The organism is Mesorhizobium sp. BR1-1-6 (genome assembly GCF_020165355.1).
Lineage (GTDB): Bacteria > Pseudomonadota > Alphaproteobacteria > Rhizobiales > Rhizobiaceae > Mesorhizobium.
Genome location: NZ_JAIUHZ010000029.1, coordinates 1 through 12,505 on the forward strand (window position 1 = coordinate 1; position 12,505 = coordinate 12,505).

General features: G+C 62.1%; 14 protein-coding genes. 2 read left to right on the top strand and 12 right to left on the bottom strand.

Translation table 11 applies throughout. The features are described from left to right. From LB545_RS29430 to eno, 5 genes are all read right to left on the bottom strand, one after another. Window positions 1–378, bottom strand: a 378-nt coding sequence (locus LB545_RS29430) for a biotin/lipoyl-containing protein (protein ID WP_224706208.1), incomplete at its 3' end; no start/stop codon positions are given. A gap of 18 nt (window positions 379–396) precedes the next feature. Then, window positions 397–1,788 (bottom strand): pyruvate dehydrogenase complex E1 component subunit beta, encoded by a 1,392-nt coding sequence (locus tag LB545_RS29435; RefSeq protein WP_140501348.1) that lies wholly within the window; start codon window positions 1,786–1,788, stop codon window positions 397–399. A gap of 15 nt (window positions 1,789–1,803) precedes the next feature. Further along, window positions 1,804–2,841 (bottom strand): pyruvate dehydrogenase (acetyl-transferring) E1 component subunit alpha, encoded by a 1,038-nt coding sequence (gene pdhA, locus LB545_RS29440; protein WP_140525504.1) that lies wholly within the window; start codon window positions 2,839–2,841, stop codon window positions 1,804–1,806. Window positions 2,842–3,055: 214 nt separating this feature from the next. Further along, the gene (locus tag LB545_RS29445; RefSeq protein ID WP_140501344.1) at window positions 3,056–3,379 is read right to left on the bottom strand and encodes an FtsB family cell division protein; all 324 of its coding nucleotides are present in this window, start codon (window positions 3,377–3,379) and stop codon (window positions 3,056–3,058) included. Between the two features lie 157 nt (window positions 3,380–3,536). Next, window positions 3,537–4,811, bottom strand: a complete 1,275-nt coding sequence (gene eno / locus LB545_RS29450; protein WP_140501342.1) for a phosphopyruvate hydratase — start codon at window positions 4,809–4,811, stop codon at window positions 3,537–3,539. Between the two features lie 199 nt (window positions 4,812–5,010). Here eno and LB545_RS30930 point away from each other — a divergent pair, with 199 nt between their 5' ends. Next, window positions 5,011–5,133: a hypothetical protein gene (locus tag LB545_RS30930; RefSeq protein ID WP_263483006.1), complete on the top strand. Its 123-nt coding sequence runs from the start codon at window positions 5,011–5,013 to the stop codon at window positions 5,131–5,133. 70 nt (window positions 5,134–5,203) lie between these two features. Here LB545_RS30930 and LB545_RS29455 read toward each other — a convergent pair whose 3' ends face one another. The 7 genes from LB545_RS29455 to LB545_RS29480 all read right to left on the bottom strand — a co-directional run bounded on the left by LB545_RS29455 (window position 5,204) and on the right by LB545_RS29480 (window position 11,654). Next, window positions 5,204–5,569: a PRC-barrel domain-containing protein gene (locus LB545_RS29455; RefSeq protein WP_140501340.1), complete on the bottom strand. Its 366-nt coding sequence runs from the start codon at window positions 5,567–5,569 to the stop codon at window positions 5,204–5,206. A gap of 172 nt (window positions 5,570–5,741) precedes the next feature. Next, the gene (gene kdsA / locus LB545_RS29460; protein ID WP_224706209.1) at window positions 5,742–6,587 is read right to left on the bottom strand and encodes a 3-deoxy-8-phosphooctulonate synthase; all 846 of its coding nucleotides are present in this window, start codon (window positions 6,585–6,587) and stop codon (window positions 5,742–5,744) included. After that, on the bottom strand, window positions 6,584–7,474 hold the full coding sequence (locus LB545_RS29465) for a VOC family protein (protein ID WP_140525534.1): 891 nt from the start codon (window positions 7,472–7,474) through the stop codon (window positions 6,584–6,586). Before LB545_RS29465 ends, kdsA begins: the two co-directional genes overlap by 4 nt. Before the next feature lie 49 nt (window positions 7,475–7,523). Then, window positions 7,524–7,814, bottom strand: coding sequence for a Dabb family protein (locus LB545_RS29470; RefSeq protein WP_140501335.1), 291 nt, complete (start codon window positions 7,812–7,814; stop codon window positions 7,524–7,526). Between the two features lie 118 nt (window positions 7,815–7,932). Next, window positions 7,933–8,067, bottom strand: a complete 135-nt coding sequence (locus LB545_RS30935; RefSeq protein ID WP_263486323.1) for a hypothetical protein — start codon at window positions 8,065–8,067, stop codon at window positions 7,933–7,935. A 192-nt stretch (window positions 8,068–8,259) separates the two neighbouring features. Next, a complete protein-coding gene (locus LB545_RS29475; protein ID WP_224706210.1) occupies window positions 8,260–10,236 on the bottom strand; it encodes a bifunctional 2',3'-cyclic-nucleotide 2'-phosphodiesterase/3'-nucleotidase in 1,977 nt (658 codons plus the stop codon). A 152-nt stretch (window positions 10,237–10,388) separates the two neighbouring features. Then, complete coding sequence (locus LB545_RS29480) at window positions 10,389–11,654, bottom strand: NAD(P)/FAD-dependent oxidoreductase (RefSeq protein WP_224706211.1); 1,266 nt, start codon at window positions 11,652–11,654, stop codon at window positions 10,389–10,391. Window positions 11,655–11,819: 165 nt separating this feature from the next. Here LB545_RS29480 and LB545_RS29485 point away from each other — a divergent pair, with 165 nt between their 5' ends. Continuing rightward, on the top strand, window positions 11,820–12,470 hold the full coding sequence (locus tag LB545_RS29485; protein WP_224706212.1) for a 5-formyltetrahydrofolate cyclo-ligase: 651 nt from the start codon (window positions 11,820–11,822) through the stop codon (window positions 12,468–12,470). Window positions 12,471–12,505 lie beyond the last annotated feature (35 nt).

The following is a 12,505-nucleotide window of genomic DNA, read 5'->3' on the forward strand; positions in this document are numbered from 1 at the left end:
GGGTTCACCCGCGGCGCGACCTCCCCCATCGGACGGAGAGGTGGGAGTCTCGGTCTTCGATGTCTCAGCCTTGGGAGGCTCCGCTTTCGCCGGTGCGGCATCGCCACCGCTTTTCGCGGCGGCACTTGCGTCCTCACCCTCGGCGGCAAGCACGGCGATCAGCGCATTGACCTTGACGCCTTCGGTGCCGGCGGGAACGACCAGTTTCGCCACCGTGCCCTCATCGACGGCTTCGACTTCCATCGTCGCCTTGTCGGTCTCGATCTCGGCAATGACATCGCCGGGCGAAACCTTGTCGCCCTCCTTCACGAGCCACTTCGACAGATTGCCCTCTTCCATGGTGGGCGAGAGGGCCGGCATGGTGATGTTGATTGGCATTGTGTCCTCCCGCCCGGTTCAGCGATATGAGACGGCTTTGACGGCCTCGATGACCTCGCCGACATTCGGCAAAGCCAGCTTTTCGAGATTGGCCGCATAGGGCATCGGCACGTCCTTGCCGGCGATGGTGATGACCGGCGCGTCGAGGAAATCGAAGGCTCGCTGCGACACCTGGTTGGCGACATGGTCGCCGACCGAGTTCTGCGGGAAGCCTTCTTCCACCACGACCAGCCGGTTGGTCTTCTTCACCGAGGCGATGATGGTGTCGAAGTCGAGCGGACGGATGGTCCTGAGATCGATAATCTCCGCGTCGATGCCCATGCCGCGCAGTTCCGCTTCGGCCTTGACCGCATAGGTCATGCCAATGCCGAAGGAGACGATGGTGACGTCCTTGCCTGATTTGTGGATGCGCGCCTTGCCGATCGGCAGCACGAAGTCGTCCAGCTTCGGCACGTCGAAGGACTGGCCGTAGAGGATTTCGTTTTCGAGGAAGATGACCGGGTTCGGATCGCGGATCGCCGCCTTGAGCAGTCCCTTGGCGTCGGCAGCGGTATAAGGCATCACCACCTTCAGGCCCGGTATGTGGCTGTACCAGGCGGCATAGCATTGCGAATGCTGGGCGGCGACGCGAGCCGCAGCACCATTCGGCCCGCGGAAGACGATCGGCGCGCCCATCTGTCCGCCGGACATGTAGAGCGTCTTGGCGGCCGAGTTGACGATCTGGTCGATCGCCTGCATGGCGAAGTTGAAGGTCATGAATTCGACGATCGGCTTCAGGCCAGCCATCGCCGCACCGACCCCGACGCCGGCAAAGCCGTGCTCGGTGATCGGCGTGTCGACGACGCGACGCGGTCCGAACTCCTGCAGCAGGCCTTGGGTGATCTTGTAGGCGCCCTGGTACTCGGCAACTTCCTCGCCCATGACGAAGACATCGCCGTCGCGGCGCATTTCCTCCGCCATGGCATCGCGCAGCGCTTCGCGCACCGTGGTCGAGACCATCTCGGTCCCGGCGGGTATGTCAGGATCGGCGGCGACTTCCGTCTTCGGCGCGGCCGCCACAGGCGCCGCTGCCTCGCTCTTGGCCGCGGCGGGTGCCGGTGTCGGCGCCTTTGCCTCAGTCTTGGCGGGCTCTTCACCGATGCCTTCGCCGGCCTTGTCGACATCTTCGCCATCGACAGCCAGCACGGCGATCACCGCGTTGACCTTGACGCCTTCGGTGCCTGCGGGAACCACGATCTTGGCAAGCGTGCCCTCATCGACAGCTTCGACTTCCATCGTCGCCTTGTCGGTTTCGATCTCGGCGATGACGTCGCCGGCGACGACCTTGTCGCCCTCGTTCTTCAACCACTTGGAAAGATTGCCCTCTTCCATGGTCGGCGAAAGGGCGGGCATGAGAATTTCGATCGGCATGTCCTTGCCCTCCCGTTACAATACGATGTCGGTCCAGAGCTCGGACGGATCCGGCTCGGCGTCGTGCTGGGCAAACTCGGCGGCATCGGCGACGACGTCGCGAACCTCCTTGTCGATGGTCTTCAATTCGTCCTCGCTTGCCCACTTCTTCTGGATCAGCCGCGCTTTGACCTGCTCGATCGGGTCATGCTCGGAGCGCATCTTCTGCACTTCTTCCTTGGAGCGGTATTTCGCCGGGTCGGACATCGAATGGCCCCGATAGCGGTAAGTCTGCATTTCGAGGATCAGCGGCCCATTGCCGGCACGGCACCATTCGGTAGCGAGATCGCCGGCGGCCTTGACAGCACGCACGTCCATGCCGTCGACTTGGATACCGGGAATCTTGAACGAGGCGCCGCGATTCGAGAAGTCGGTCTCCGCCGAGGAGCGCGATACCGAGGTGCCCATGGCATAGCGGTTGTTCTCGATGATGTAGATCACCGGCAGCTTCCAAAGCGAGGCCATGTTGAAGCTTTCGTAGACCTGGCCCTGGTTTGCGGCCCCGTCCCCGAAATAGGTCAGCGTGACATTGTTGTTGCCGCGATAGCGGTTGGCGAAGGCCAGGCCCGTGCCGAGCGACACCTGCGCGCCGACGATGCCGTGGCCACCGTAGAAATGCTTCTCCTTGGAGAACATGTGCATGGAGCCGCCCTTGCCCTTCGACAGGCCGCCTCGGCGGCCGGTCAGTTCGGCCATGACGCCACGCGGCGACAGTTCCATCGCCAACATATGACCGTGGTCGCGGTAGGCCGTGATCATCTGGTCACCGTCGATCAGCGCCATCTTCATACCGGTGACGACCGCTTCCTGGCCGATGTAGAGATGGCAGAAGCCGCCGATGAAGCCCATCCCGTAAAGCTGGCCGGCCTTTTCCTCGAAACGGCGAATAAGCAGCATGTGCCGGTAGGCGGCGAGCTCCTCGTCCTTGGTGAATTCCACTGGTTTGGGCGCGGAAAGGCCCGATTTGCCGTCGGATTTCGATTTGGCAGGCGCTTTCCTGGCTGCGGTTGCCATGCATCACTCCCTGTTGGCGTCTCTTCGCGGACATTTCGAGCAAGATGAAATCTGCTCGAGCAAGATGAAATCTGCTCAGGGGAGATCAGCTCTCCCCACTGATTTTGGGGAGGCTAACACGTGAGAACGTGTTCCGCCATGTCGAAATTGCATAGCTGGCATGCGACTAAGCAATTAGAATCATTGAAAATATTGGTGATTAACCTGATATTGGTTACTTTGCCGAGACCGGCAACATGATGGTGATTTCGTCGGCCTGGGACAAATTCAGCGCCTTACGCGCCTGCTCGTCGAGCATGTCCTTCTCCAGCGTGCCGTCGTGCATCAGCTTGACGCGCCGTTCCAGCTCCATCCTGCGCGCCTTGATCGCATCGAGCTGGGCCTGCAGGGCAACAGTCTCGGCCTCCAGCTGGTATTTCGAATTGATGCCGAACTCGCCGTGATAGGCATGAAAGCCGAAATAGGCCAGGAACACCGCGCAGAGCGAGGGGATGATCAGCCGGCCGGTGTTTCTCTGTTTGTGCTGACGCGTCCACATCGTCCGTTCCCTCGCAGTCGCGAACTCGGGCGACCACGGTCTTTTTCGCTCCATTGTGCTTAACGGACGGTTACGGATGACGCGTCCACAGGCGCTCCAACGAAAAAGGGCGGGAATTCCCGCCCCTCACCGCCATCCCTGTGTCCGATGCTCCGGCTCAGCCCTTCAACATCGACTTGCCGGCGTAGCGCGCCTGCTTGCCGAGTTCTTCCTCGATGCGGATGAGCTGGTTGTATTTGGCCATGCGGTCGGAACGCGACAGCGATCCGGTCTTGATCTGCCCGCAATTGGTGGCGACGGCGAGGTCGGCGATGGTCGAATCCTCGGTCTCGCCCGAGCGATGCGACATGACGGCGGTGTAGCCGGCCTTGTGCGCGGTCTCGACGGCATCGAGCGTCTCGGTCAGCGATCCGATCTGGTTGACCTTGACCAGGATCGAATTGGCGACCCCCATGCGGATGCCGTCGCGCAGGCGCGCCGTGTTGGTGACGAAGAGATCATCGCCGACGAGCTGCGTCTTCTTGCCGATCAGGTCGGTCAGATATTTCCAGCCTTCCCAGTCATCCTCGGCAAGGCCGTCCTCGATCGAAATGATCGGATAATCGGCGGCGAGCTTGGCCAGGTATTTCGCCTGCGCCTTCGGATCGCGTGTCTTCTTCTCGCCTTCATAGACGTAGTTGCCGTCCTTGAAGAATTCCGTCGCGGCGCAATCGAGGCCGAGCGCAATCTCCTCGCCCGGCTTGAAGCCGGCCTGCTCGATCGACTCCATGATGAAATCGAGCGCCACCGGCGCGCTCTTCAGGTTCGGGGCAAAGCCGCCTTCATCGCCGACATTGGTGTTGTGGCCGGCGTCCTTCAGCTTCTTCCTCAGCGTGTGGAAGACCTCAGAACCCCAGCGCACGCCTTCGCGCAGCGTTGGCGCACCGACCGGCAGGATCATGAATTCCTGGAAATCGATCGGGTTGTCGGCATGGGCGCCGCCATTGATGATGTTCATCATGGGTACCGGCAGCAGATGCGCCTTGGTGCCGCCGACATAACGATAGAGCGGCAGGCCGGCGGCTTCGGCCGCGGCCTTGGCCACCGCCAGCGACACACCGAGAATAGCGTTGGCGCCGAGCCGGCTCTTGTTGGGCGTGCCGTCGAGCTCGATCATGGTCTGGTCGATGTGGATCTGGTTTTCGGCTTCCATGCCGCCGATTGCCTCGAACAGTTCGCCGTTGACCGCCTCGACGGCCCGCAGCACGCCCTTGCCGAGATAGCGGGCGCCGCCGTCGCGCAGTTCGACGGCTTCATGCGCGCCGGTGGAAGCTCCAGACGGCACGGCCGCGCGGCCCATCGAACCGTCTTCGAGCACGACATCGACCTCGACGGTCGGATTTCCACGGCTGTCCAGGATTTCACGCCCGACAATGTCGATGATGGCGGTCATTGCGATGTCCCCGATTGATCTGACGAAACGTCGCGCCCGTCTTAGCCAAAGCGGCGCAAAAGGCAATCGGGCCACCGCCAATTATTGCCGCCGGCGCGATTCACGAAGCGCAAATTCCTGTCATCATAAGTCATGCGCCATAGGATGGCCGCCGGTCTATGATGGCGGCTGCGCGGGGCGAAACAGGAGGAGTTTCGCCATGTCCGAGTTAAGCGGTATCGTGAGTTTGTTCCTGATCGCGGCGGCGTTCCTGACGTCCTGCGACAACCAGCAGCCTCCACAGGGCGCGGTGCAACTGTCGACCCTCCGCAGCGCGGAGTAAGCACGGCAGGCGATCATGTAAAAGGCCCCCGCTGCGTTTTGCGGGGGCCTTTTCACGTCAGGCTGGCCGGTCAATGCCAGTAAGGCTCGACCTTGTAGTAATTGTAGGAGGCGTCACGTGCGGCCTCGCCATCGGCGCCCGTCAGCTCGTTGATCGAATAGGCGGGAGCGGCTTTCAGCTGGTCCTTCGAGAATGGCACGACATAGCCGCCCCTATCCTCATCGTAATCCAAACTCGCCCACGGGATGGCGTGATATTTTTCACCCATGCCAAGAAAGCCGCCAAAACCGATCACAGCGAACATGATGCCGTTGGACAGCTTGTCGAGCATGACGTCCTCGATGCTGCCGATCTTCGTTCCTTCGGTGTTATAGACGGATGTGCCGATGACCCGCGAAGCAGCGATAGCCTCTGTGTGTCCTGCCTGGGTTGTCATGATGTGCTCCTCATTGTCGTTGCTCTGGACTTTCACAATGAGGGGCGAGATCGAAGGTTCCCGACTTTTCCGCCGGTCTGTTCGACTTTTTCCGCCTGTATGAAGGTGACTTCTCACTGACGTGGCAGGCCGATATATGCCCTCCGCGGCGACGACCTTCAGTTGCGCCGGGTCAGCGGGCCTTCGCCACCCGGTCGAACGCCATCAACCTCTCCAGAAGTGCCGGCATGTCCTTCAGCGGCACCATGTTCGGTCCGTCGGACGAGGTCGAATTATCCGGATCCTGGTGGGTCTCGATGAAGACGCCGGCAACGCCGACGGCGACAGCCGCGCGGGCCAAGGTCTCGACAAAGCGGCGTTCGCCGCCGGAGGAACCGCCCTGCCCGCCCGGCTGCTGGACCGAATGGGTGGCGTCGAAAATCACAGGCGCGCCGATGTCGGCCATAATGGGCAGGGCCCGCATGTCGGAGACGAGCGTGTTGTAGCCGAACGAGGCGCCGCGCTCGGTGGTCAAGACATTGGCGTTGCCGGAGCCGGTGATCTTGGCCACCACGTTCTTCATGTCCCAGGGCGCGAGGAACTGTCCCTTCTTGACGTTGATCACCTTGCCCGTCCTTGCGGCGGCAACCAGCATGTCGGTCTGGCGCGACAGGAAGGCCGGGATCTGCAGCACGTCGACATGCGGCGCAACGATGGCGCACTGTTCCTCGGTGTGGACGTCGGTCAGTACCGGCAAGGAGAATTCCTTGCGCAACTCGTCAAAGACCGGGAGCGCCGCTTCCATGCCGGCACCGCGTGTAGCCGACAGGGAGGTGCGGTTGGCCTTGTCGTAGCTGGTCTTGTAGACGAGGCCGATGCCCAACCTGCCTGTCAATTCCTTCATCGCGCCGGCCATGTCGAAGGCATGCTGGCGTGATTCGAACTGGCAGGGGCCGGCAATCAGCGACAGCGGTGCTGCGTTGTCGAAGACGACATTGCCGACGGTTACCGATGAATTGGGCGCCAAGGCGTTGCTCATTGTATCTCCCGAAAGATGAAGGCCGCGCCCTGCCCGGATGTCGGCTGCACGACGATATCACTGCCCGACATATCGTATCTGATGGAATTGGCTGCAAGCAGACCTGCCGCCACAGCGGCACGCCGAACCGAAAAGACGACTGCCGCGAAGCGGAGTTGCGTCGGCTTACCGGCGGGCACGCCAAAGCGTGCCGTGAAAGAGGCCGGGTCGAGTACAGCCAAGATAGCGTTAGGTAGACGAAAAATGGAGGCGCGCGCGTCAGCCGTCGGATCGTTTACTGCCACGGAAATCAGCCGGCGCTGCTCGGCGGGCTCGTCGCTGATCGCCACGATCTCGACAATTCCCGTGGCACCGTTGGCATGAGCCTGCAGCGCTGTGCGGTCCACTTCCGGCGCGTTGACGCGCTGGCAGGCGAACAGGAACGCATCGGTTGAACCCCCGGTCGACGCGAAGGCCAGTTTGAATGACGCCATGTCGCTTTTGCCGGCAGCGTCGGTGAACGCCCGCGAAAAGCCCAGCATGTCCCCGCCCGACAGGCTCGCATCGACAAAGCGTGCATGGTCCGCATCGGCGTCGTCCGTGGTCAGGACCACGGCGGAAAAACCTTCATTGCCATTGCGGTCACGATAGAGCCGGTCGCGCGCGACGAAGACATTGCCCTGGCCGGCGGCCTTGATCGCGGCCTGATCATCGCCTACAGCCAGCGGTTCCAGATAGGTGCCGTCCGCGAGGAAGACGCAGCAATTTTCCGTGCCGAATGGATGGATGCCTGTCGGCGCGACGATGAAGCCGAGGGCCGTTAGCCGCGCCCGCGCCACATCCAGGCTCGAGGTCGGCAGCACGAGGTGATCGAGCGGATGAGTGCCTGTGGGTGGTGTTTGGATCATGCCAGCGCGGTGTGCATCATTGCGCAAAAGGGGTTCAAGGGCGCCCGAATCAGCTTCCGGCCACCACATCGGCGGAATAACGCAGTTCGCGCAATGGCTTGACCCTGCTGGTGGTCTGCGCATAGAGCGGATGCGCCTTGTAGGCGGCCAATGCGGCGGCATCGGTGAACTCGGCGTAGACGACCACGTCGATCTCATCCGACAGCGGATCGACCTTGGTGTTCAGCGTCACCTCGAACAGGCTGGAATGGGGAATGCCGCCGAGCGCCAGCAGCCCAGAGCGCACTGCCTCCACATCCTCGCCACGCCGCGCGCTGAAGAAAACGATATGCCGGATCAACCCCGCCTCCTCGATCAAAAATCCGGGGTCTTTTGTGACGACGAAACCGTCAGGTCAACCGTTCAGGGTGCCGCGCGTCCTTGCGACGCGCCCGGGATGCACGAGACCTGAACGGAAACTAGGCCTTGCCGGTGACGTAACGCACCACGTGAGAGACATTCCTCACCGTCATATCGAGGTACCGGCCCTGGTTGTAGAGACCGTCCCAGATCAGGAAAAACGCAACGGCGGCGATGACGATGACATAACGCATGGCTAATCTATCGCATAAGCCCGGCTGTGCTCATAGACGTTTCCGCCAGGCAAAGATGGGATCCGTGTCGACCCTCGTCCGGTATGTGAACTCTCGGCACTTGGAACTGGCAAATCAATGCCGGCGCGCCTTCGATCTCGTCGCCGGCGACTGGCCGGGCATGATCCAGAAATGGCCAATTGCGAATGGCGATCAGAGAAGGATGCGGTATTTCGCGAATCCTGCCTCGCCGGCGCCCACCGGCTCGATCTTCAATGACTTCACTTCGGCGATGAGGTCCTTCGCCTTGGGCCCTGTCTCGAACACGACGCTGGTTCCGGGCAGCGGCGCGAACGACCAGTTGCCGTCCGCCGACGGGTTGATGGTGCCCTGCTTGACGATGTAGCGGACGATGACGTCGCGGTTGGTGTCTGGCGCTTCGTAGATAATTTTGGAAGCGTCGATGTCAGGAAAATTGCCGCCGCCGCCGGCCCGGTAGTTGTTCGTTGCAACGGCAAATTTCTGATTGGGATCAATCGGTTTGCCGTCGAACATCAGGCCGACGATGCGATTGGCACTAGCATTGGCCAGCCCGCCCTTGGCATCGTATTTCGGCGGCTGCGACAGATCTATTCTGTAGGTGACGCCGTCGATAACGTCGAAATTGTAGGACGGAAAGTCGGTGTTGATGAGCGCCTGGTCGGCCTTGCCAGGTTCGATCCGGTTGAAGATGCCGGCCGACATTTCCAGCCATTCCTTGACCTGCGCTCCGGTGATCTCAACGGCCCGCACGGTGTTGGGATAAAGGTAGAGGTCGGCGACGTTCTTGATGGCGATGTCGCCTGCCGGCACATCGGTGTAGTAGTCGGCGCCGTTGCGCCCGCCGGCCTTGAAGGGGGCTGCCGCCGACAGCAGCGGCACGTCCTTCCATTGTGTGTTTTTCAGGATGTCCTGGAGGTACCAGGTCTGCGCCTGGCTGACGACCTGAACCGACGGATCGTCGGCGACCAGCGCGAAATAGGAATAGAGCGGCGCTGCGGTCTTGCCGACGGGACGACGCACATAGGCGAGCGTTGCCTGATGGTCCTGCTCGAGCGCGGCGATGATGCGGTTGTCGTCCGCGACAGTCGGCTTGTTCTTGTTGTCGACACGTTCGAAGATCGGCCGCGCTTCCGAGGTGGCGGAAACGATCTTCCATTTCGATCCGTCGCGCTCCAGCATCAGGTCGATCAGGCCCATATGCGAGCCCCAGAAGCCGCCCATGACGGCCGGCTTGCCCTGCAGCGTACCCTTTTGCGCATCGACGCCTTCGAGCGCCTGAAAATCCTTCTTGCCAGGGAACACCAGATGCTGGTGACCCGTGAACACCGCGTCGATGCCTTCAACGCCGGCGACAAAGAACGATGCGTTCTCCATCATATCGCCCTGCTTGATGTCGATGCCAGAATGCGAGAGCGCGATGATAATGTCGGCGCCCTCTTCCTTCATCTGCGGCACCCAGGCCTTGGCAGCCTCGACAATGTCGCGCGTTCTGACATTACCTTCGAGGTTCTTGAGATCCCAGACCATGATCTGCGGCGGCACGAAGCCGATGATGCCAATCCTGATCGGTTGCTCGGTGCCTGAACCGTCCCTGATCTTCTTGTCGAGGATGACGTAGGGCTTGAGGTAGAGCTTGTCGTCGCGCGGGTTCGCGGCAAGCTCGGTGCCGCGGATCAGGTTGGCGCAGACGAAGGGGAAATTGGCGCCGGCCAGAACCTTGTCCATGAAGGACAGGCCGTAGTTGAATTCGTGGTTGCCCAACGTCGAGCACTCGTAGCCGAGCAGGTTCATGCCTTTCATGATCGGATGCAGGTCACCGTCCTTCATGCCCTTTTCATAGGCGATGTAGTCGCCCATCGGATTGCCCTGCAGCAGGTCGCCATTGTCGATCAGCATCGAATTAACGGCTTGCTTGCGCACCGCGTCGATCAGGGAGGCCGTGCGCGACAGTCCCATCGTGTCATTCGCTTTGTCGGCGTAATAGTCATAGGGCAGCACATTCACATGGATGTCGGTGGTCTCCATGATCCGGAGATGCGCCTGGTTGGCCTGGGCGCGGGCGGAGAAAGGGTGAAGCGCAATCAGCGCGCCTGTGGCGGCGGCGCCCGCGAGGAGACCGCGGCGGGAGACGGAATGGACCGGCGACATGTTTTCTCCTTTTCGACGACACGAAAGACCCTGGCCGAAAGCGAACTTCGCGCTGAAACCTATTCGAGTCCATTCAAGAAGTTGCGCGCATCGGAGTTGTCAGTCGATCAGCAACAGATGACGCGCGGATGAACGGGCGCAAGCGCGGAAGATCAGCCCTTGTCGTCGTCGCCCTGCGTGATCAGGCGGGCGCTGCGTTGGCCCGTGACGTAGATCCATAGCCAGCTCAGCGACACCGCGAGCCGGTTGCGGAAGCCGATCAGGAAATAGATGTGCGCCAGTCCCCACAGCCACCAGGCCGGCCAGCCGGTCAGCCTGATCCAGCCGAAATCGATCGCCGCGGCGCGCTTGCCGATCGTGGCCAGGTCCCCGGCATGCTTGTAGTGGAACGGCCTTACGCTCGTATCGCCGGCAAGCCTGGCCTTGATGGTCGCGGCAACATGGCGGCCCTCCTGCTTGGCGGAAGGCGCCACGCCGGGAACGGGCCGTCCATCGGGCCGCAGCACGAGAGCGGCGTCGCCGATGACGAAAATCTCGGGGCTGCCCGGCACGGTGAGATCGGGTTCAACCAGCACCCTTCCCGCCCGGTCGGCGGCGGCGCCCAGCCATTCGGCTGCCGGCGAAGCGGCAACGCCCGCCGCCCACAATATGGTCCTCGCCGGCAGATGCGTGTCGCCGAAGACGACGCCCTCGGCGTCGCAGCGCGTGACCGCCCGGCCGAGTTCGATCGTCACGCCGAGCCGCTTCAACGCCTTTCCGGCATAATCGGACAGTTTCGGTGCGAAATTGGCCAATATGCGGTCGCCAGCCTCGATCAGCACCACACGCGTCTCGCGCGTGTCGATGTTGCGGAATTCGCCGCGCAGTGTGTCGTGCGCCAGTTCGGCAATGGTGCCGGCAAGTTCGACACCGGTCGGACCGCCGCCGACGATCGCGATCGTCAGCAGCGCCTGGCGCCTGGCAGGATCGGTTTCCCGTTCGGCCTGCTCGAAGGCGAGCAGAATACGCCGTCGGATGGTGGTGGCGTCCTCCAGCGTCTTCAACCCTGGCGCGAACGGCTCCCATTCGTCGTGGCCGAAATAGGCATGTCGGGCGCCGGTGGCGAGCACCAGCGTGTCGTAGGCGACGGTGCTGCGGTCATCGAGCAGCACGCGCTTTCCGGCTCGGTCGATGCCGGTGACATTGGCGAGCAGCGTCGTCACGTCCTTGCGCTTGCGCAGCAGGTGGCGGATCGGCCAGGCGACCTCCGAGGTCGCCAGCGCCGTCGTTGCGACCTGATAGAGCAGCGGCTGGAAAAGATGGTGATTGCGTTTGTCGATCATGGTGATGCGCACGGGCGCACCGGCGAGAGCGCGGGTGAATTCGAGGCCGCCGAACCCCGCCCCTACGACGACGACATGGTGATTGGCTTGATCCATCGCATTCACCCTGACCAGCAATATCGCATGCCTTTGATGTAGGAGCTTTTGTGCAATGCAACAACACGAAGGCCGTGCCCGAGACTCGTCGTTCCATGTCGTGAATGCACATGTCGCATCCCCCCGCCGGGTATAGCGTTATGGAAAACAGCGATGAGGTGAAGCATGGCCAACGATCACGACGACCAGGGTCCGGCGCAATATTCCTCGCCGCCATGCTTCATGCACGAACTCGATCCCGCGTTTCACGCGCCGATATCCGATTGGACCGACGTCAGACGATGGCGCAAGGCCGAACGGGAACGCCTGATCGCGGCGCGTCTCGCGGTTTCCGCCGATGCGCGAACGGCGATGTCGCAGAGCATCGCCGGAGCCCTCGACGCGGCGATCGGCGATATCGCCGGCCGCATGGTCAGCCTCTATTGGCCGTTTCGCGGCGAGCCGGACCTGCGGCCATGGATGGCCGCCATCAATGAACGAGGCGGGCGCACCGCGCTGCCCGTCGTCATCGAAAAGGCACAGCCGCTGATCTTCCGGGCCTATGTTCCGGGCGACCGGCTGGAGAAGGGCGTGTGGAACATTCCGATCCCGGCCGAGGGCGAACCGGTCTTGCCCGACATCGTCATCTCGCCGATCGTCGGCATCGATTCCGGCAATTATCGCCTGGGCTATGGCGGCGGGTTCTACGACCGAACGCTGGCGGCGATGCCGTTCAAGCCGCTGGTCATCGGCGTCGGCTACGAATTGCAGCGAATCGCCACCATCTACCCGCAGCCGCACGATATCCCGATGAGCGAGGTGGTGACGGAGATTTAGGCCGAGAGCTACTGGCTGGCTCTTGTGCCTTTTGA